General features: G+C 54.6%; 3 protein-coding genes. All 3 read left to right on the forward strand.

The window, feature by feature from the left end:
• Positions 1-24 precede the first annotated feature (24 nt).
• Genes EL628_RS27230 through EL628_RS27240 form a run of 3 tightly spaced genes read left to right on the forward strand, consistent with a single transcriptional unit; the run spans position 25 to position 23,682 of the window.
• Positions 25-11,214 (forward strand): non-ribosomal peptide synthetase, encoded by an 11,190-nt coding sequence (locus EL628_RS27230; protein ID WP_126583125.1) that lies wholly within the window; start codon positions 25-27, stop codon positions 11,212-11,214.
• Entirely contained in the window at positions 11,198-15,919 is a 4,722-nt protein-coding gene (locus EL628_RS27235; RefSeq protein WP_161975809.1) for a type I polyketide synthase, read from the forward strand. The genes EL628_RS27230 and EL628_RS27235 overlap by 17 nt, the downstream gene beginning before the upstream one ends.
• A complete protein-coding gene (locus EL628_RS27240) occupies positions 15,916-23,682 on the forward strand; it encodes a non-ribosomal peptide synthetase/type I polyketide synthase (RefSeq protein ID WP_126583127.1) in 7,767 nt (2,588 codons plus the stop codon). The genes EL628_RS27235 and EL628_RS27240 overlap by 4 nt, the downstream gene beginning before the upstream one ends.
• Positions 23,683-23,695 lie beyond the last annotated feature (13 nt).

The raw sequence follows: 23,695 nt of genomic DNA on the forward strand, positions 1-23,695 counted from the left end.
GCAATCAGAGAAAGGCAAGGATGCATGACTATTTTTTCAACAGGATCATCAAATAGAGAAGATCAAGAGACGCTTCTAGAGCATGATGTCTTTCTCTTTCCTACATCTTTTGCACAAGAACAGATCTGGTTCTTAGAACAGTGGATGTCTGAAGCACCTGCCTATCAGGTTCCCTGGATCATCAAGTTGCATGGAAAGCTCAACATTCAACACCTTCAACACAGCTTCTCTCTACTGATACAGCGCCATGAAAGCCTCCGCACCTGCTTTATCGAACAGCAAGGAGTCCCAATGCAGATGGTTTATCCCAAACTGCATATCACGCTCCCGCTTATCTCTCTTGAGCAGGTTGCAGCACATGACGAGCACATCACATCGTTCATGCAAAACTTTGTTCAATGCTACCTTATGCAGCGCTTTGATCTCTCGCTCGCTCCTTTGTTCAGGGCCTGTTTAATACAATTGGGTGCTCAGGATTATGCGCTGACGCTGGTGTTCCATCATAGTATTATTGATGGCTGGTCGCTTGATATTCTGACCCGCGAGCTCAGTGCGTGTTATCAAAGCCTATCCTCTGGGCAGGAGCTTACGTTACCAGAGGTACCGCTTCAATATGCGGATGTGGCCCTATGGCAGCGCGAGGTATTGCAAGGAGCGCACCTGGAAGCATTGCTTGCGTACTGGCGCGAGTCGTTACGTGAAGCACCCATTCACCAATCCTTCCCGACCGACTATCCTCGCACAAGTACAGCCTCCTTCCGAGGAGCTCATTTTACCTTCCATCTCCCTCTATCGCTTCTCACGCACCTGAAAAAAACCTGTCAGCAGAAACAGGCCAGCCTATTTATGGGGCTGCTTGCGGCCTTTCAGCTCTTACTTGCCCGTAGTAGCGGGCAATGGGATCTTATCGTTGGAACTCCACTGGCACAGCGGACAGAGAAGCTGCTGGCAGAGGTTGTGGGCCTTCTTGTTAATACCTTGCCAATCCGCACCAGATTACAGCCCACCATGACCTTTTTGCAGGTTATAGAGCAGGTTCGGCAGGCAGTTCTGGGAGCCTGGGACCATCAAGAGCTTCCCTTTGAAATGCTTGTCAGTGAGCTGCTCTCTGAAAGGCAGGCAGGTCTCTCTCCATTCTTCCAGACCCTCCTTGTCTTACAAAATCCGGCTTCAGCCATAGCTCAGCTCCCCGATCTTTCACTCGAAATAATAGAGATCACTACCAATACCACAAAGTTTGATCTCTCTCTCTTTTTTCAGGAAGAGGAGCTGGGCCTGAAAGGCGGCATCGAATATAATACTGATCTCTTTCAAGAGGCAACCATCAGGCAGATAGCTGAACGCTTCCAGATGCTCCTACAAGAGGCGCTTACTCACCCTCAAAAAACTGTCTCTACACTCTCATGGTTGAGCAAAGAAGAGAGCGAACTGCTTATCTCTACATGGAACACAACGACAACGGCCTATCCACGAGAGATGTGCATTCATCATCTTTTTGAGCAACAGGCCAAGCTCGCCCCGACTCAAAAGGCTGTGATCTTCGGCCAGGACTATCTCACCTATGGCGAGCTCAATGCAAGATCCGACCAATTGGCGCGGTATCTTGTCGCGTGTGGAGTCCTTCCTGATAGCTGTGTTGCCGTCTGCCTGGAACGCTCTCCAGAATTAATGATTGCCTTGCTGGGCATTTTAAAGGCTGGTGGAGCATATGTACCGCTGGATGTGACCTACCCTGAAGAGAGAATAGACTATATTCTTCGGCATACCCATGCAGCTATGCTGCTCACACAACAGAGTCTTGTCTCCATACTTCCGAAAGCAGAGCTACAGCTACTCTGTCTCGATACACAATGGGAGATCATTGCGCAAGAACAGGAGCTCTATTCCTTGCCAGTGACTTCTCCTCTAAATCTCGCCTATGTCATGTATACATCAGGATCAACGGGCAGACCTAAAGGTGTCAGTATTACACATCGAAACGTTCTACGGCTTGTCAAAGATACCAATTATATGATGTTTGATGCATCAGAAGTCTTTTTACAGTTAGCGCCCGTCTCGTTTGATGCTTCAACCCTGGAAATATGGGGAAGCCTCTTAAATGGGGCTTCACTTGTTCTCTACCCGCCTTCTCTCCCCACATTAGAAGAGATCGCGGCTCACATTGAACACTATGCGATTACGACTCTCTGGCTAACCGCCGGGCTCTTTCATCAGATGGTTGAGAGATACCCGCATACCTTGCGCTTACTCCATCAGTTGCTGGCAGGAGGAGATGTGCTCTCTCTTCCCCATACGCGACAGATGTTACAAGCCTTTGATGGTCAGGGCACGCTTATCAATGGATATGGACCAACCGAGAATACAACATTTACCTGCTGCTATCCGTTACCAGAACCCATTGAACTATCATCATCGGTACCGATCGGAAGGCCTATCGCAAATACGTCTCTTTATATACTGGATGAACAATTACAAATTGTCCCGGTGGGTCTCCCAGGTGAGCTCTATATTGGTGGAGATGGGCTGGCTCGCGGCTACTATGATCGGCCAGACTTAACGGCTGAGCGCTTCCTTCCCCATCCGTATAATACTTCGCCAGGCGAACGGCTGTATCGGACAGGTGATCTCGTCCGCTACTTACCAGATGGGCGGGTTGAATTTTTAGGACGCCTTGATCGGCAGATTAAGCTACGAGGCTTTCGTATCGAGTTAGAAGAGATTGAAGCTACGCTCCAGCAGCATCCAGCGATACAAGAGAGCTGTGTGCTCCTGCATGAAAATGACACTGGCGATAAGCAGCTGGTGGCCTTTATTGTGTCTTCCCACGAAGCACCTCTTTCAAAAGAGCTGCTCCGCACGTATATGCAGAGCCATGTTCCTCATTATATGGTTCCCAATATATTTCTTCTCTTAGAGACCTTCCCACTGACCGCCAATGGCAAGATCGATCGAAAAGCACTTCTCCTGTTACTCTCTGAAGAGAAACAGTCTGAGCTTGCTCCTGTGCTCCAGTCGCAGGCTCCGGAAGAGCTATTAGCCACGATCTGGATGAACGTGCTGGGGAGAAATGATGTGGGACGAGATGACAATTTCTTTGAACTGGGGGGACACTCTTTACTGGCGATTCAGATTATCTCACGTATCCGCGAAGTATTTCAGTGCGATATATCGCTCCAGTCCTTGTTCGAGCTGCCAACTATTGCAGCATTAGCAGAGCAATTGCAGCAGCGATCTCTGACCCATTCATCTATCCCTCTACAGACAACAGCGCAACGACCCAGGGAGTACCACTCTTCCCTGCCACTCTCTTTTGCACAGGAACAACTCTGGTTCCTCGAACAATGGGAGCCTGGACAGCTAACCTATCTTATCCCCTTTGCGCTTCACCTCCAGGGCCCCTTACAGCCAGAGGCCCTTCAACAAAGCTTGCAAGCACTTGTTGAACGTCATGAGAGCTTACGTACCTGCTTTATTGAGACGCAGGGAACGCCAATGCAGGCTATTCTGCCAGCCCTTTCGATAGAGATTACCAGACAGAAATGGGAAGAGGTTGTTCAGTCAGGGCAAGCAAGGGAGCTGCCAGACTATCTCAGCCAGCTCTGGCAATCTCCATTTCATCTCTCCGAGGCTCCATTGTTTAGAGCACATCTCTTGCAGGTGGCGGAGAATGAACATATCTTTACCATCGTTATTCATCATATTATTGCCGATGGCTGGTCTGTAAATCTGCTGCTTCAGGAATTATTTGTATGCTATCGTGCCTGCATCGAGCACACTACACCGGCTTTACCTCCACTATCAGTGCAATATGCGGATATCACTCTGTGGCAGCGAGAGTCCTTACAGGGCGCTCATTTAGAGACGCTTCTGACCTACTGGCGTGAATCGCTCCGAGATGCTCCTGCCTATCTGCCACTACCAACCAATCATCCTCGGCCTCCCACAGCATCTTTTCGCGGGAATCATATCTCTTTTCTGATGCCCATGCCGCTCCTCAGCCGCTTAAAAACATTCTGTCAGCAGCAGCAGGTCACGCTATTTATGGGGTTACTGGCAGCCTTTGATGTCCTACTCGCCCGTAGCAGTGGAGAATGGGACCTGGTAGTAGGCTCTCCACTGGCACAGCGAACGCAATCGCAGCTCGAAGGGGTCATCGGGATGCTCGTGAATACTCTGCCGCTGCGGACGCAGTTGCAGCCAGAGATGAGCTTTCTTCAGGCGCTGGATCGGGTTCGACAGACGGTTCTGGGAGCCTGGGCCCATCAAGAGATCCCTTTTGAGAAGATCGTCAGCGAGCTCTTAACCGAACGACATGCGGGGATTTCGCCATTCTTCCAGATCCTCCTTGTCCTCCAAAATCAGCCTCCATCTCTCGCCTCTGTACCAGAATTACATATCACAGAAGTTGAGCTTGAGAAGGGAACAACCAAGTTTGATCTGACGGTCTTTCTCCAGGAAAGCGCTGTCGGACTGAAAGGGGTGGCAGAATATAATAGCGACCTGTTTGAGGAAGCGGCTATTCAACGTCTGATGGAACGTTTCCAATCTCTACTTGAAGCGCTCCTGTCCTCGCCAGAGGCAGCACTGGGTCATATTCCTGTTCTGTTACAGGATGAGCAGGAGCTCATCCTCTCGCAATGGAATCAGACCGCGCAGAACTATGCATCTGAGAGCTGGGTGCATCAGGAATTTGAGAAACAGGCGGCTCTGCATCCTGACGCTCCGGCGGTAATTGCAGGGCCCCATCAGCTCAGTTACGCTGACCTAAATCTACGAGCCAACGAGCTGGCCCATACCTTACAAGCTTATGGAGTCAGACCTGAAGGAAAGGTTGGCGTTTTCATTGAACGCTCACTTGATCTCCCTGTTGCCTTACTTGCAATCCTAAAGGCGGGTGGAGCATATGTAGCGCTCGATCCAACACTGCCCGAGCAGAGACTTGCCTTTCTCTTAGCTGATGCTCAGGCTTCGCTGGTTTTAACACAAGAGCATCTACAGGCTCGTCTCACAGCCTATACCGGACGAATTCTTTGTCTCGATACCACGTCTACCAGCAGAATCACACAGGCCAATCCCACCAGTTCGGTAAGCTCACAGAACCTGGCCTATACTATTTATACCTCTGGCTCAACAGGTGTACCAAAAGGTGTTGAGGTCACACATGCCTCGCTGATGAATCTGATCACCTGGCATCAAAGGACCTATCAGATTCGCCAGGATGATAGGGCAACACAGATCGCAGGGCTGGGTTTTGATGCATCGGTCTGGGAGATCTGGCCTTACTTAACCGCAGGGGCCAGCCTGTATCTCGTTGATGATGCCATGGTGACATCTCCCGGCGAGCTCGTTGAATGGCTCTGCCAGCAGAAGATTACCATCAGTTTTATCCCCACTCCTCTACTGGAAACCATGTATGAGCTACCCTGGCCAGAGAAAGGTGCCTTAAGATTTCTTCTCACTGGTGGCGACAGGCTAAAACGGACGGAGGCTACCTTACCCTGCCCGCTCATCAATCATTATGGTCCAACTGAAAATACCGTCGTCACAACGAGTGGTGTCGTAGAGCCTGGTCAGACGATGGGCCTTCCTTCTATTGGTCGACCTATCGCCAATACACAGGTCTATCTTCTGGATACTAGATTAGAGCCGGTCCCTCCTGGCGTTGTCGGTGAGATCTATATTGGCGGGGATAGTCTTGCACGCGGCTACCTGCATCGGCCAGAGCAGACGGCAGAACGTTTTATCCCACACCCCTTTCATAAGAAGCCTGGTGAACGGCTCTATCGAACCGGCGATCTGGCGCGTTACCTTCCCGATGGACAGATTGATTTCATTGGCAGGCGTGATCATCAGGTGAAGATTCGTGGCTTTCGCATCGAATTGGGCGAGATTGAGACGGTGCTCCTTCAGCACCCTGCACTCCAGGAGGTGCTCGTTCAGGCGCTGGAAGAGCTTCCAGGCAGGATACGGCTGGTGGGCTATCTTGTTCCTCACAACAGACAGGACTGTTCAATCTCAGCTATACGCAGCTATCTTGAGTCACGACTTCCTGACTATATGATACCAGCTGCATTTGTGCTGCTAGAGGCCTTTCCGCTCACCAGCAACGGAAAGATCGATCGGAAGGCTCTCCCTCATCCTGAATGGACCATACAACGCGAGAACAGCGAGCTCTCACGTCCACTTACACCAACAGAACAACAGCTACTCACCATCTGGTCTCAGGTCCTTGGCATCCAGGGGCTCCAGATTCATGACAATTTCTTTGAGGTTGGAGGGGATTCGATCCTGGCCATTCAGATTGTAGCCAGAGCCCATCAATCTGGACTGCATCTTACGCCGAAAGAGCTTTTTAGCCATCAGAGTATCTTTGCTCTGGCAAATAGTATCGTTCCCAATCTCCCTCCAATTGCGGCTCTCCCTGAAACATTGGAGGAGTTCCCACTTACACCTATCCAGCACTATTTCTTTGAGCAAGAGCTTAGCGCCATGGATCAATGGGGACAGGGGATGCAGCTAGATGCCAGCCAGTCTCTCAGACCAGCCTTACTTGAGGCAAGCATCCATGCACTTATTGCCCATCATTCTGCTCTCCGCCTCCGTTTCTCAAAAGAGGCATCCGGGTGGAAACAGCGTATTTCAGAGCCTGAAGACGATGTCCTGACGTTTCGATGCATTGATCTCTCCGCTCTTCCCCCAACAGCCCAGGAACAGGTCATGGTGATGCATGCCAATCAGCTCCAGATGGCTCTTCATCTTTCATCCGGGCCGTTGCTCCAATCCGTGCTCTTTCTACGTGGCCAGGAACATGACGACCGTTTCTTCTTGTTTGTGCATCATATGGCTGTTGATACCATATCATGGCAGATCCTCCTACAGGATCTTCAGACTGCTTACTCACAACTCCTTACCAATGCCATGGTTCAGTTACCACCAACGATGACATCATTCGCCCACTGGGCAGAACAGCTTACTCGCTATGCTCGCTCTCCACGGGTTCTTCAGCAGAGTGCATACTGGTTACAACCAGCGTACTTCCAGGCATATCCTCTCCCAACCGATGGGCCGCTAGCGGGGAATAGCAGAGGATCAGTACGGTCGGTATATCTGGCATTAGCGCCGGAAGAGACGACGCTCCTTCTGACTGAAGCCAGACGGCATGCGCATATTCAGGTACAAGAGCTGGTGCTGACAGCACTCACTCAGACCCTCACCCACTGGAGCCAGAAGAGCCATCTGTTAATCGATGTGGAAGGGCATGGACGAGAAGATCTCTTTGAGGAGGTTGATCTTTCACGCACTGTTGGCTGGTTTACGACGATCACCCCGGTGCTGCTCAGCACTGGTTTAGCAGCAACGGATGGGGAGGCTCTTCGTGCTATCAAGCAGCAACTGCGATCGCTACCAGAGAAAGGGATTGGTTATGGATTGCTGCGTTATCTGAGCGAGGACGAAACACTCTCTTCACAGATACGCTCGCAACCAGGTGCGCAGATCAGTTTTAATTATCTAGGACAATTTGATCAGGTCCAGGCCGCCAGTGCCCTCTTTCATCACGTTCGAGAGTATAAAGGTCAGCCGCACAATGCGCAGGATCGGCGTCCCTATCTCTTTGAGATCAGTTGCTTCATTCTGGATGGACAGCTTCAGATGGGCTGGAGCTATAGTGAGCATGTCTATCGCCCAGATACGATTGAGATGCTGCTAAATACCTGTGTGGCTCATCTGCGACGGCTCCTTCAAGAGTGCCTCTCCTCACAGGAGAATCCCTATGTTCCGGCGGACTTTCCAGATGTGCTTCTGCGGCAGGAAGAGCTCGATCTCCTCTATAGTCTGTTTACACAAGCGCAAGGACATCATGAGACGGCTCAGGCAATAACTTTGGAAGCCATGTATCGCCTTACGCCCATGCAGGAGGGGATTCTCTTTCATAGTCTCTCCAATCCAGCCGAGGGAATGTATGTTGAACAGCTCGTCTGTGAGATCAATGGAGAGCTTAATCTGCCTCTTTTTGAACAAGCCTGGCAAGAAGTGATTGAGCGGCATGCGATTCTGCGCACATCTTTTCACTGGCAGCAGCTCGACAAGCCAGTGCAGGTGGTTCATCGCCATGTGCCATTCTCTCTACAGTCCTGGCACACGCCTTATTCGCCAGCAGAACTTACGCAGTTCCTCCAACAGGACCGCGTGGCTGGTTTCAGCTATGATCGAGCACCACTGATGCGTTTGACGCTTCTTCATGCTGGCACAAACCACTTCTATCTTGTCTGGAGCCATCATCATATTCTCCTCGATGGCTGGTCGGTGTCAATTGTTTTTCAAGAAGTTTTAACGCTCTATGAAGGCTTCTATCATGGCAGTTCCCTGGCTCTTCCACCGGTATTTCTTTATCAAGACTATGTGTTCTGGTTCTATCAACAAGATGCAGCCCAGGCCAGGACTTTCTGGCTGCAAACGCTGCAAGATGTGACGGCCTTTACAGCCTTCTCCTATGATCGCTCGCTCGCTCATGTCACAAGTGAGCAGACAAAAATAGACTATCAACAGCAACAGATTCATCTGTCAGCCGAGACACTGGGCGCGTTACAGGCGTTTGGGCAGCGTAGCCAGCTTACGTTCAATACTCTGGTTCAGGGCGCATGGGCGTTACTCCTCCATCATTATAGTAGGGAGCACGATGTCATCTTTGGCACTACGGTTGCAGGCAGACCAACAGAACTGCCTGGGGCTGACAGGATGGTCGGCCTTTTCATCAATACACTTCCGGTGCGTGTGCATATCCCTGTAGACAGCTCAGAGAGATCGCTCACCGCATGGCTTCAGGAGCTCCAGATCCAACAGGTCGAGGCGCGCGAGTTTGCTTATGCTTCTCTGGCCGATATTCAACGTTGGCTTGAGGTTCCAGCCGGGCAGGCACTCTTTGAGAGCTTATTAGTGATTGAGAACTATCCTGTTCAGGAGACGCTCAAACAACAGCTGGCTGATCTAAATATACGCGGACTCCCGGCTATAGAGCGCACAAATTATCCTCTTACGGCCGTTGTTGGCACAAGCGGACTGCTCTCACTCAATTATGATTGCCGATTTTTCAATGCTGAGACCATTACACGCCTCCTGGGCCAGCTGCACTATCTTCTCGAACAATTTCCTGCGCTGGGACAGAACCCTCCCACCTCCCTGTCTCTACTCCGACAGAGCGAACAGGCAGAGCTTTTACAGCGCTGGAATCAGACCGAGGTCGCGTATGATCTGCATCATGTCTGCCTTGCCTGTCTTTTGCGTCAGCAGGGAGAACGAACGCCTGATGCTGCAGCCCTGGTGTTTCATGACCAGATTCTCACATATGCGTCCCTTCTCAGACGCGTCGATCAGCTTGCAGCGCTCTTACGTCAATATGGGGCAGGGCCTGAGTGCATTATAGCGATCAGCCTTCCTCGCAGCCTGGAATTAGTGATTGCTATCTACGCAGTCGTACAAACAGGGGCTGCATACGTTCCTATCGACTACACATTGCCCGAAGAACGGCGGAACTTCCTCCTGCAACAGACACAGACGCCGCTCTTATTGACGCTTCAATCACTGGTAATCGATGGTCTACCGTCCTCGGTAACGGGTCTTTGCCTGGATAAGTTACCAGTGCAAGAGGCTCAAAGCGCGCTTCGTCAGCATTGCCCGATCTTACCGGAGACGCTCTGCTACGTCATCTATACCTCTGGCTCAACGGGTCGCCCCAAAGGGGTTATGGTCCCGCACCAGGGGATTGTCAATCGGCTCCTCTGGATGCAGCAGACCTACCAGCTCGAAATCGGAGAGCGCGTCCTACAGAAGACACCGGTGAGCTTTGACGTCTCCGTCTGGGAGCTGTTCTGGCCCACAATGGTCGGAGCCTGCCTGGTTATTGCCAGACCAGAGGGGCATCGAGATCCCCTCTATCTCCATCAATGTATGCTTGAGCAAGCCATCAGTACGGTCCACTTTGTGCCTACGATGTTACAAGAGTTTCTGTCAGTGCTAACCGCAACCGCCTCAGACGCTCTACCATTCGATCAGGTATCGTCACTCTTACCGATATTACGACGCGTGATTTGTAGTGGTGAGGAGTTCCCATATCCGCTTCACGTTCAGACGCAGCGCCTCTTCCCAGGAGCTGAGATCTCTAATCTCTATGGACCAACTGAAGCATCGGTAGATGTCAGTTTCTGGCAAGGTAGTGGGCATAAACAACGACAGCGCATTCCTATTGGCAGGCCCATTGCGAATGTAGCGCTTTATGTGGTTGATGCGCAATTAAAACCGGTGCCAATCGGTGTTCCTGGTGAGCTCTATATTGGAAGTACGGGAATTATTGGAAGTACGGGAGAGATGGGAGAAAAAGGGGAAATTGCGCTTGCACGCGGCTATCTGCATCAGCCAGACCTTACTGCCAGCAGTTTCCTGCCCGATCCCTGGAGTGGTAGAGCCGGTGCAAGAGTATATCGGACAGGCGATCTGGTTCGCCGTCTGGACGGAGGAGAGCTAGAATTCGTTGGCCGGCGCGATCAGCAGGTAAAAATTCGTGGATTACGGATCGAATTAGGGGAGATAGAGCATGTCTTACGCAGGGCTCCGCTCGTTACCGATACGGCAGTTATCGTCGATACAAGCTCAGCAGGTAATCCGAAAATCATTGCCTATCTCGTTCCTCAGGCTGGAAGTTCGCCAACGCCCCAGGCATTGCGAGCCCATGCCAGAGAATGGCTACCTGACTATATGCTCCCTTCTCATTTTATTCTGCTTGCTTCGCTCCCACTGACGACCAGTGGCAAGCTTGATCGCAAAGCGCTTCCTCGACCCGAGCCTGGAGAACGGCAGACGGAGATAGCGTATGCCCCTGCTGAAACTCCCATCGAAAAAGTTATTGCGGATGTCTGGAAAGAGGTTCTTCAAGTTGACAAAGTTGGCATCAATGACAACTTCTTTGAATTGGGCGGACATTCGTTACATCTTATTCGCGTCTTTGGCAAACTTCAACATCAAGTACCTGGCGAGTTGCTATTAACTGATCTCTTTCAGTTTGCAACGATTCATGATCTCTCCGCACATCTTCAACAGTCAGAGGGACAAACACAGCTTCTTACGGAGGCACAGCAAAAGGCTATTCATCAAAGAGAGGCGATCAATAGGCGCAAGAACACGATGCAGAAAGGAAGAAATCGACTTGAGCGAACTCAATGAAAGCGATGCTCTTGAATATATAGCAATTGTTGGCATGGCTGGCCGCTTTCCTGGGGCGAAGAACCTCGAGGAGTTCTGGCATAATTTATGTGAGGGGATCGAGAGTATCTCGTTTTTTAGTGATGAAGAGCTCCTCGAGTATCTCTCTCCCGCGATGGTCAATCGTCCAGGCTATGTACGGGCACGAGGAATTTTAGACGATGTGGAGGGGTTTGATGCGACCTTCTTTGGCTATACTCCTCGTGAAGCTGAGGTGATGGACCCACAACATCGGATTTTCCTCGAATTAGCCTATCATGCACTTGAACATGCAGGCTATGATTCTCATTACTATTCTGGCCGGATTGGATTATTTGCTAGCTCAACTATGAATACGTACCTGTCAATGATTCAGGATCAGGCGGCAGGTGTCAATAACTTCCAGATGATGCTTGGCAACGATAAGGATTATCTGCCTACCCGCGTTTCTTATAAACTCAATCTGACTGGTCCAAGCATTACTGTGCAGACAGCCTGCTCCAGTTCGTTGGTTGCTGTCTCTCTTGCTTGCAATAGTCTCTTGAATTATCAGTGTGATCTTGTTCTGGCTGGCGGCATCTCTATTACCTTCCCTTATAAGGCCGGGTATCAGTATGAGGAGGGTGGGATTACTTCGCCCGATGGGCATTGCCGCCCGTTCTCTGCTGACGCTCAGGGGGCTGTGTTTGGGCATGGGGGTGGCGTGGTGGTGCTCAAACGCCTGGACGAGGCCCTGGCTGATCACGATACGATCTATGCACTGATCTGCTCCTCTGCCATCAATAACGATGGCTCCCAGAAGGTCAGCTATGCCGCTCCCAGCGTCTCAGGACAGGCCAGCGTCATTACGGAAGCCCTGACCCTCGCCAATCTCCCCGCGCACTCCATCTCCTATGTCGAGACCCATGGCACTGGCACCCCGCTGGGCGATCCCATCGAGGTCGCTGCCCTCTCTCAGGCCTTCCGCTCTCAGACCCAGCAGCACGCCTTCTGTGCGCTGGGGTCGGTCAAGGCCAATATCGGTCATCTCGATGCCGCCGCGGGCATTGCTGGCCTCATCAAGACGGCTCTGGCCCTCCATCATCGCTATCTTCCCGCCTCGCTCCATGCCGATCCTCCCAATCCCCTTCTCAAGCTGGCGGAGAGCCCGTTCTTCCTCAATACGATCTCGCGCCCCTGGAACCCTGCCGCACTCCCTCGTCGCGCTGGCGTCAGCTCCTTTGGAGTGGGCGGAACCAATGCCCATCTGATCTTGCAGGAGGCTCCAACGCCTTCTCCGCTCGCTCCTCCTGCCTCTCCGCTTGCCCTGCTCCCACTCTCGGCTGCCACGCCTCAGGCGCTGGAACACCAGATGCGCCAGATGGCCACGTTCCTCCAGCAGGCCCCCGCCGCCTCGCTGGCCGATATCGCCTTTACGTTACAGGTGGGACGCCGCGCCCTCCCCGTTCGCAGCTTCCTGGTGGCCTCCTCTCCCCAACAGGCATCAGCCCAGTGGAGCCAGCCGATACTTCCTGCTGGTCGGCTGCTCTCCTCTGAGGAGGCCACGCCTTCCCTCATCTTTCTCTTCCCTGGCGGTGGAGCTCAGCACGCCGGAATGGGGGGGCTGCTCGCCTCTCAGGACCCGATCATTGCAGAGCATCTGGAGCGCTGTCTGCAGCTCTTTGCCCAGGCCCTCGAGCTGGATCTGCGTCCACTGCTCTTCAACCAGCTTCCAGTTGAGCAGGCCAGTCTGCTGCTGCGCCAGAGCCGCTGGGGCTTGCCTGCCCTCTTCAGTCTGGAATATGCCCTGGCTCAACGCTGGTTGGCCTGGGGGATCGAGCCAGCGGCGCTGCTGGGCCATAGTCTGGGCGAATACACGGCGGCCTGTCTGGCGGGGGTCTTCTCCTTGCCGGATGCGGTGGCCCTGGTGGCGGAACGTGCCCGGCTCTTTGCCCAACTGCCTGCCGGGACGATGCTGAGTGTCCCCCTCTCCGAGGCCACGCTGCTGGAGCTCCTGCCACCTGAGCTCTCAATTGCCGCCGTTAATGGAGCGCGCAGCTGTGTGGTGGCGGGTCCGCATCAGCCTTTGCAGACCTTTGCCGATCAGGTGCAGCAGCAGGGGATCACGGTGCAGCCGCTACATATCGAGGTGGCGGCCCATTCGCAGCAGGTGGAGGCTATTGTGGGGCCGTTTGTCCGCTTTGTCCGGGGGCTGACTCTGCATCCTCCTCAACGACGGGTCCTCTCCAATGTGACGGGGACCTGGCTGACCAGCCAGCAGGCCTGCGATCCCGCCTATTGGGGACAGCATCTCCGCCAGACGGTCCGCTTTGGGCAGGCGCTGACGACGGCGCAGCAGCTTCCGCATCCCGTGTTTCTGGAGGTGGGACCTGGACGCAGCTTGAGTGGGCTGGTACGTCAGCAGGAGCTCGGCGCGGGAGCTGCGCCTCTGCGCTCGATCACCTCGCTCCCCCATCCAGCTCAGCGGGGACAGAATCTCTGGGGAGAGCAGGAGGAGACAGCCAGTCTGCTGCTGGCGCTGGGCCAGCTCTGGCAGGAGGGAGTAGAGATCTCCTGGTCTCGGGTGCATGAAGGCCAGCCGCGCCAGCGTCTCCCCCTACCTCTCTATCCCTTTGAACATCAGCGCTATTGGATTGCCCCTCGCCAGCAATCTCACTCAAAGAGGAGCGATACATTTCGTTCTAAGAATGAGCAAACGATGCTCCATAAACAAGACGAGATCAGCCACTGGTTCTATCTCCCGGGATGGCGGCGCAGTATCCTGACGCCCACCGAACCCATTCCTTCAGCCACCGGCCCCTGGCTCCTCTTGCTCGATGAGACTGGCTCTGGCTCCGAGCTCATCCAGGCCCTGCGCCAGGCAGGCGAGACGGTCTGTGTCGTCCAGCTCTCCTCGCAGTCGGCTCCTCTCACGACGGATGGCGACACGTTCACCCTGTCGGCTCCAACACAATTTGCGTCTCTCATCCCCATCCTTCAGCAGCGCGGGCTCCTGCCACGACGCCTGGTCCATCTGGCTCATCTTCAGACACCATCCCTGCCCTCCAACCGGGAGCGCTTTACCGCTCAACAGCAGGGCATCCTCTCCTTGCTCGCGCTCATCCAGGCGCTCATCAACACGGCTAATGCCTTCGCCCAGCTCTCTCATCTGCTCATCGTCACCCGGGCGGCTCAACCAGTGTTTGAGACCGAGGCTGGTATTCCCGAACTGGCCCCCTTGCTCGCGCTGGCGATGGTCCTGCAACAGGAACATCTCCACCTCACCTGCCGCTGTCTCGATCTGCCTCCGCTTGCCTCGTCGCGTGCGCTTCCCTGGACGCAGATCCTGCTCCAGGAGAGCGGGGCCGCTTCTTCTGAGCTCCTCATCGCCTATCGTGGTCGCGACCGCTGGCGGCGTACCTATGAGCCCTGTTTTCCGGAGCCGCATCCCCGCACGCATAGTCGCCTGCGCTCGGGCGGCATCTATCTCATCACCGGGGCGCTGGGGCGCGTCGGCATGCTCCTGGCTGATCACCTGGCCCGCCACTATCAGGCTCGTCTGGTCCTGCTCAGTCACCAGCCCTTCCCGCCTCGGGAGCAGTGGCCACTTCTCGCCACCGATCCAACCAGCGCTCTCGCCCTCACCATCCAGCGGGTACAGGCGCTCGAAGCAGCAGGGAGTGAGCTCCTCTTGCTGCACGCCGATGTCGCCGACCGCAGCGCCATGCAGCAGGTGCTCCAGCAGACCCTGGAGCAGTTTGGAACGCTCCATGGGGTCCTTCACACCGCCGGAGTAACCCGAGGACCATCAATCTCTCTTCCTTTTGAGTCACTGAGTCCTGCCGAGTTAGAGACGCAGTTCGGCCCCAAGGTGCTGGGAACCTATGTGCTGGAGGAGGTCCTGGCGGACCTCTCCCTCGACTTCTGCCTTCTCTTCTCCTCCAATGCCTCTATTCTAGGAGGGCTGGGCTTTGGAGCTTATGCGGCGGCCAATGCCTTTCTCGATGCCTTCGTGGCCCATCGCCGTCAGCAGAGCCCCTTCCCCTGGATCGTCGCCAACTGGGATGGCTGGCCGCTCAAAGAGGAGGAGATCGGGCAGGTGAAGGTCCTGGCCAGTATGGAGCGCTTTGCCATGGACGCTCAGGAGGCCGTTGAAGCCTTCGAACGGGTGCTCTTGCTTCAGGAGGCCGGTCAGATCGTCGTCTCAACGGGGGCCTTTGAACAGCGCTGGCTGCAATGGATTGAACGCGATTCGCTCCAGGCAACTCAAGAGGAAGCCATCCAGGACGAACACCACTATCCGCGTCCAGGTCTGAGCAGTCCTTATGAAAAGGCTCAGTCAGAGGTCCAGGAGCGCCTCGTCGCCATCTGGCAGGAGATTCTGGGGATTACCCCCATTGGCATTCACGACAATTTCTTTGAAATGGGAGGACATTCTGTGTCAGGTCTACAGGTTATAACCAGAGCACACCAAAAAGACATTCATCTGACAATTAGCCAGCTCTTCAGTCATCAAACTATTGCAGAGCTTGCGCAGGTCGCACGCTTAAACACGGATAGCTCGCGTCAGGAGCTCAACGATCAGACAGAAGCCTCCTCTCCATCTGACAGCTATTCCCCAGAGGATTTTCCACAGGCCCTCCTTGATCAGGATGAACTGGCTTCGTTGATTGCAGAATTCGATAACTCAATGGGAGAAAAAAAGTGAATACAAAAAATATTGAAGATATTTATAATCTCTCCCCAATGCAAGAAGGTATGCTTTTTCATACCCTTTATACCCCCGATGCAAATATTTATTTAAAACAATTAAATATGCAGTTAAAAGTGCAGGGCTTGTTTGACCTGGCTGCCTTTAATAGGGCAGCCCAACGGTTAGGGGAGCGACATCCTGTGCTCCGAAGCGCGTTCTCGTGGGAGGATCGTGCCAATCCCTTACAGGTGGTGCTCAAACAGGCTCAACTACCCGTCAGCTACTTTGACTGGCGAGAGCTTCCAGAAGATGAACAGACGCTCCAGTTAGCGGCCCTGCTCGAAGCAGATCGCAAGATCAGCTTTGATCTTGCAAAGGCACCATTGCTACGTATAACCCTCATTGCCCTCAAGGAGGAGATTCTTCAGTGTCTGTTTAGCTATCACCATCTCCTGTTCGATGGCTGGTCACTCCCCATTTTGCTTCACGAGCTGTTTGCCTTCTACGATGCAGAGTGCGATGGCACGGTTCTTCACCTTCCTCGTCCACGCGCTTATCGAGATTATATTGGCTGGCTACAAAAACAGGATAAAAGACAGGCCGAACTATTTTGGAGAGAAAACTTACGTGGCTTTCCATCCGCCAACAGGCTTCCAGGATCTTTTATTCAGAGTCAGCACCCAGACAGCCCTGCTGGATATGCGACGACGCAGCGCACTCTTTCTTCAGCAGGAACTCTGGCGATCCATTCGTTTGCTCGCGAGAGACAGCTTACTTTAAGCACGCTCATTCAAGGAGCCTGGGCCCTTCTGCTCCACAAATATACAGGCGACCAGGAGGTGGTTTTTGGGATCACTGTCTCGGGGCGTCCGGCTGAATTAGAGGGTATGGAGTCCATGGTCGGGCTTTTTATCAATACGCTCCCTCTCCGCATCTCGCTCACAGAAGAGCCTCGCCTCCTTCCCTGGCTACGATCGCTACAGATCAAACAGGCAGAAATATTACAATATGAATACAGTTCGCTCGCTCAGATTCAAACGTGGAGCGAGATCCCGCGTGGACAGGTCTTATTTGAGAGCCTGGTCACGCTCGAGAATCTTCCTGGGGAACAGATTCTCGAGCAGAGTCAGAGCCGTCTCCGTATCCATGGGGCCCGGCCAGAGGTCAGGACAAATTATCCACTTACGCTGATGGTTGGATCTGGGGAGCGCTTAGTGCTGCTGCTCGGATATGAAACTCCTCGCTTCTCACAATCGGTGGTAGAGCAGTTCCTGTTACACCTTGAGCGGCTACTCATTGACATGACGATGTATCCACACCGGAAACTGGCTGACTTCAACCTGCTTACCAATCAGGAAAAACTTCAGCAGCTTACGGTCTGGAACAATACAGCTCAAGACTATCCATTAGATCAGTGTCTGCATCAATTATTTGAAGCTCAGGTCGGACGCACACCAGATGCTCTGGCAGTTGTTTTTGCGCACGCTTCCCTCACCTACCAATGCCTGAATGAGCAGGCAAATCAGCTTGCTCGCATTCTTCAGACACATGGTGCTGGACCAGATGTACGGGTCGGGCTACTGATTGAACACTCGCTTGAAGCGATGATTGCCATTCTTGGTATCTTGAAAGCTGGCGGGGCGTATGTTCCGCTTGATCCATCTTTTCCTTCTGAACGGCTGCTCTTTCTGCTTGCGGATGCAGCGGTTCCCTTGTTGGTGACTCAGGAGAAGCTTCTGCACCTGGTTCCTGAACGGGCCATACCCATTATTACATGTGAAGCTATTCGCGATCTCATGCGAGAGGTTTCAACAGAAAATGTAGAGGCTGCGGTCACTCCTGCGAATCTGGCCTATATCATCTATACGTCTGGCTCTACTGGATCACCAAAGGGGGCGATGATCCCGCATGCAAGTCTGGTCAATTATGCTCTCTGGGCCAGTGAGACACTGATCGGCACAGAGGTCGCCTGTCAGCCCGCAACGTCGCGCTTTTCTTTTGATGCCTGTATCAAACAGCTCTTCCCTCCACTTCTGCGGGGGGACTCTATCTGGATGGTCCCTGACAATCTGATTGCGAATCCACCTGAGCTGGCTCGGGAACTGAGTGTGAGGAGCCAGATTGGACTGAGCTGTGTTCCCTCGCTCTGGAAGCTTATTCTGGATGCGATTGAGATGCAAAGCATCCAGTTCCCAACTCAGGCGTTGGCAGCGCTGTATTTTGGAGGCGAAAAGCTCAGCCCGGAGTTAGTGCACAGAACCTATCTGCTCTGTCCAGGCGTAACTATCTGGAATGTCTATGGTCCGACTGAAACGACGGCCAATTCTGTCGTGGCCCGGATCGCCGATGAGGAGCCCATACATATCGGTCGCCCGATCGCCAATACGCGCGTTTATGTGCTGGATCGCCATCTTCAGCTGATCCCACCAGGATTGCCAGGGGAGCTTTATATCGGAGGAGCTGGTCTCTCACGAGGGTATCTGAATGCCTCTGATGTGACGGCAGAGAAATTTCTTCCTGACCCCTTTAGTCTGCTTCCGGGCAGTCGCCTCTATAAAACAGGCGATTTCGTCCAGTACCGTCCGGATGGCACGCTTGAATATATCTCCAGGCGTGATAGCCAGCTCAAGCTGCGTGGTTTCCGGGTTGAGCCGGGAGAGATTGAGGCGGTTCTGCGCCATCACGCTGATATCGATGAAGCTGTCGTCATAGCCAATGGACCTTCTTCAGATCAGATCCAGCTCGTAGCCTATGTTGTTCCTACTCCAGGTGCCACCATTACCGCTATACAGTTGCGACGTTACCTGGAAGGCAGGCTGCCACAGTATATGATACCGGCCCAATTTCTGAGCCTGGAGAAGCTGCCACTTTCTCATAATGGCAAGGTCGATCGCCAGGCTCTGCTTGCTATGAGAAGCCTGCAACCGCAACCAGAGGAGATCTATCGAGAGCCTCAAAGTACATTGGAGCAACAGATTGCTCAGATCTGGCGCGAGGTATTACAGGTTGACAAAGTTGGCCTCACCGATAATTTTTTTGATCTGGGTGGGCATTCTCTGCATATGATTCGTGTGTACGGGAAAATCAAAAAGCTCGCCACAAAAGAGCTCTCGATGGTCGATCTGTTCCAGTATACAACAGTTCGCGACATTGCTCTGTTTCTGGCTCAGGAAGACCCTGTTCCGCCACAGCAGCCTGAGCAGAAGGAGATGCAGGAGATTGGGACAACCATTGCTATCGTCGGCATGGCTGGACGTTTCCCAGGTGCCAATACGATTGATGAGTTCTGGCAGAATCTCTGCGAGGGGACTGAGAGCATCTCTTTTTTCACCGAAGAAGAGCTGATGGAGGAGGTCCCTGCTGAGGTCTTTCGCAATCCTCACTATGTTCCAGCGCGAGGTGCCTTAACGGATGTTGAAGGCTTTGACGCGGCGTTTTTCGGGTATACGCCTCGTGAAGCTGAGACAATGGACCCCCAGCATCGCATTTTCCTGGAGATCGCGTATCATGCGCTTGAACATGCCGGCTATGATTCTCGGCAATATCCCGGTCGCATTGGTGTGTATGGAGGGGCCGGGACCAGCAATTATCTACTCTTCAATCTGATGTCAAATCTAGAGTTTGTGGCATCGATTGGCGGCTTCCAACTTATGGTTGGCAATGGCAATGATGCATTGACCACGCGGATCTCCTATAAGCTTGATCTTACTGGACCGGCTGTCTCTATTCAGACAGCTTGCTCTACATCGCTGGTGGCAACGCATATGGCCTGCCAGGCTCTCTTACGGAGAGAGTGTGATATGGCCCTGGCTGGCGGTATCTCTGTCAGCTCTGTGCGTAAGGCCGGGTATCAGTATGAGGAGGGTGGGATTACTTCGCCCGATGGACATTGCCGCCCGTTCTCTGCTGAGGCTCAAGGCACTGTGACTGGTCATGGGGGTGGCGTGGTGGTGCTCAAACGCCTGGAGGAGGCCCTGGCTGATCACGATACGATCTATGCCCTGATCTGCTCCTCTGCCATCAATAACGATGGCTCCCAGAAGGTCAGCTATGCTGCTCCCAGCGTCTCGGGACAGGCCAGTGTCATTACGGAAGCCCTGACCCTCGCCAATCTCCCCGCGCACTCCATCTCCTATGTCGAGACCCATGGCACTGGTACCCCGCTGGGCGATCCCATCGAGGTCGCTGCCCTCTCTCAGGCCTTCCGCTCTCAGACCAAGCAGCACGCCTTCTGTGCGCTCGGATCGGTCAAGGCCAATATCGGTCATCTCGATGCTGCCGCGGGCATTGCTGGCCTCATCAAGACGGCTCTGGCCCTCCATCATCGCTATCTTCCTGCCTCGCTCCATGCCGATCCTCCCAATCCCCTTCTCAAGCTTGCGGAGAGCCCATTCTTCCTCAATACGATCTCGCGCCCCTGGAACCCTGCCGCGCTCCCTCGTCGAGCCGGTGTCAGTTCCTTTGGAGTGGGCGGGACCAATGCCCATCTGATCTTGCAGGAGGCTCCAACGCCTTCTCCGCTCGCTCCACCTGCCTCTCCACTTGCCCTGCTCCCGCTCTCGGCTGCCACACCTCAGGCGCTGGAACGCCAGATGCGCCAGATGGCCACGTTTCTTCAGCAGGCACCCGCCGCCTCGCTGGCCGATATCGCCTTTACGTTACAGGTGGGACGCCGCGCTCTGCCCGTTCGCAGCTTCCTGGTGGCCACCTCTCCGCAGCAGGCATCAGCCCAATGGAGCCAGCCGATACTTCCTGCTGGTCGGCTGCTCTCCTCTGAGGAGGCCACGCCTTCCCTCATCTTTCTCTTCCCCGGCGGCGGAGCCCAGCACGCCGGGATGGGGGGGCTGCTCGCCTCTCAGGACCCGATCATTGCAGAGCATCTGGAGCGCTGTCTGCAGCTCTTTGCCCAGGCCCTCGAGCTGGATCTGCGTCCGCTGCTCTTCAATCAGCTTCCAGCTGAGCAGGCCAGTCTGCTGCTGCGCCAGAGCCGCTGGGGCTTACCTGCCCTCTTCAGCCTAGAATATGCCCTGGCTCAACGCTGGTTGGCCTGGGGGATCGAGCCAGCGGCGCTGCTGGGCCATAGTCTGGGCGAATACACGGCGGCCTGTCTGGCGGGGGTCTTCTCCTTGCCGGATGCGGTGGCCCTGGTGGCGGAACGTGCCCGGCTCTTTGCCCAACTGCCTGCCGGGACGATGCTGAGTGTCCCCCTCTCCGAGGCCACGCTGCTGGAGCTCCTGCCACCTGAGCTCTCAATTGCCGCCGTTAATGGAGCGCACAGTTGTGTGGTGGCGGGTCCACATCAGCCGTTGCAGACCTTTGCCGATCAGCTCCAGCAGCAGGGGATCACGGTGCAGCCGCTACATATCGAGGTGGCGGCCCATTCGCAGCAGGTGGAGGCTATTGTGGGGCCGTTTGTCCGCTTTGTCCGGGGGCTGACTCTGCATCCTCCCCAACGACGGGTCCTCTCCAATGTGACGGGGACCTGGCTGACCAGCCAGCAGGCCTGCGATCCCGCCTATTGGGGACAGCATCTCCGCCAGACGGTCCGCTTTGGGCAGGCGCTGACGACGGCGCAGCAGCTTCCGCATCCCGTGTTTCTGGAGGTGGGACCCGGACGCAGCTTGAGTGGGCTGGTACGCCAGCAGGAGCTCGGCGCGGGGGCAGCGCCTCTGCGCTCGATCACCTCGCTCCCCCATCCAGCTCAGCGGGGACAGAATCTCTGGGGAGAGCAGGAGGAGGCGGCCAGTCTGCTGCTGGCGCTGGGCCAACTCTGGCAGGAGGGAGTGGAGATCTCCTGGTCTCGGGTGCATGCAGGCCAGCCGCGCCAGCGTCTCCCCCTGCCTCTCTATCCCTTTGAACATCAGCGCTATTGGATTGCCCCTCGCCAGCAATCGCAAGTTCCACAGCTTGCTATCCACAAGCAGAAGGAGATCAGCCACTGGTTCTATCTCCCGGGATGGCGGCGCAGTATCCTGACGCCCACCGAACCCATTCCTTCAGCCACCGGTCCCTGGCTCCTCTTGCTCGATGAGGCTGGCTCTGGCTCCGAGCTCATCCAGGCTCTGCGCCAGGCAGGCGAGACGGTCTGTGTCGTCCAGCTCTCATCGCAGCCAGCTCCTCTCACGATGGATGGCGACACGTTTACCCTGTCCTCTCCATCACAATTTGCGTCTCTCATGCCCATCCTTCAGCAGCGCGAACTCCTGCCACGACGCCTGGTCCATCTGGCTCATCTTCAGACACCGTCCCTGCCCTCCAACCGGGAGCGCTTCGCCGCTCAACAGCAGGGCATCCTCTCCTTGCTCGCGCTCATCCAGGCACTCATCAACACGGCTGATGCCTTCGCCCAGCTCTCTCATCTGCTCATCGTCACCCGGGCAGCTTATCCAGTGCTCGAGGCTGAGGCTGGTATTCCCGAACTGGCCCCCTTGCTCGCGCTGGCCATGGTCCTGCAACAGGAACATCTCCACCTCACCTGCCGCTGTCTCGACCTGCCTCCACTCTCCTCGTCGCGTGCGCTTCCCTGGACGCAGATCCTGCTCCAGGAGAGCGGGGCCGCTTCTTCTGAGCTCCTCATCGCCTATCGTGGTCGCGACCGCTGGCGGCGTACCTATGAGCCCTGTTTTCCGGAGCCGCATCCCCGCACGCATAGTCGCCTGCGCTCGGGCGGCGTCTATCTCATCACCGGGGCGCTGGGGCGCGTCGGCATGCTCCTGGCTGATCACCTGGCCCGCCACTATCAGGCTCGTCTGGTCCTGCTCAGTCACCAGCCCTTCCCGTCTCGGGAGCAGTGGCCGCTTCTCGCCACCGATCCAACCAGTACTCTCGCCCTCACCATCCAGCGGGTGCAGGCGCTCGAAGCAGCAGGGAGTGAGCTCCTCTTGCTGCACGCCGATGTCGCCGACCGCAGCGCCATGCAACAGGTGCTCCAGCAGACCCTGGAGCAGTTTGGAACGCTCCATGGGGTCCTTCACACTGCCGGAGTAACCCGAGGACCTTCGGTCTCCATACCTTTTGAGTCACTGAGCCCTGCCGAGCTGGAGACGCAGTTCGGCCCCAAGGTGCTGGGAACCTATGTGCTGGAGGAGATCCTGGCGGACCTCTCCCTCGACTTCTGCCTCCTCTTCTCCTCCAATGCCTCTATTCTAGGAGGGCTGGGCTTTGGAGCTTATGCGGCGGCCAATGCCTTTCTCGATGCCTTCGTGGCCCATCGCCGTCAGCAGAGCCCCTTCCCCTGGATCGTTGCCAACTGGGATGGCTGGCCGCTCAAAGAGGAGGAGATCGAGCAGGTGAAGATACAGACCAGCATGGAACGCCTGGCGATGGATGCTCAGGAGGCCGTTGAAGCCTTCGAACGGGTGCTCTTGCTTCAGGAGGCCGGTCAGATCGTCGTCTCAACGAGTGCCCTTGAACAGCGCTGGCTGCAATGGATTGCACGAAAAATCCCACAACATGAGGACTCCGATGGAACACAGCACTATCCTCGTCCATGGCTCAGCAGTTCTTATGAAGCGGCTGAATCAGGGATTCAAGAGCTTCTGGTCGCCATCTGGCAAGATATCCTGGGGATTACCCCCATTGGCATTCACGACAATTTCTTTGAAATGGGCGGACATTCACTTCTGGCGACACAACTTATCTCACGATCCAAAAGTGCTTTTCAGATCGATATTCCGCTAGCCAGTCTGTTTGAGGGGCCAACCATTGTCGATCAGGAAAAAATCATTGTCCAAACATTGGCAACATTGATAGATGGCGAGATGCTGGAACAGTTATAAACGCAACCCGGCG

This window comes from Tengunoibacter tsumagoiensis (assembly GCF_003967535.1).
In the GTDB taxonomy this organism is placed as follows: Bacteria; Chloroflexota; Ktedonobacteria; order Ktedonobacterales; family Ktedonobacteraceae; genus Tengunoibacter; species Tengunoibacter tsumagoiensis.

What these genes read in the sequence shown, in the direction of transcription:
- EL628_RS27230 (WP_126583125.1), top strand. Translation starts at nt 25, where the DNA reads ATGACTATTTTTTCAACAGGATCATCAAATAGAGAAGATCAAGAGACG.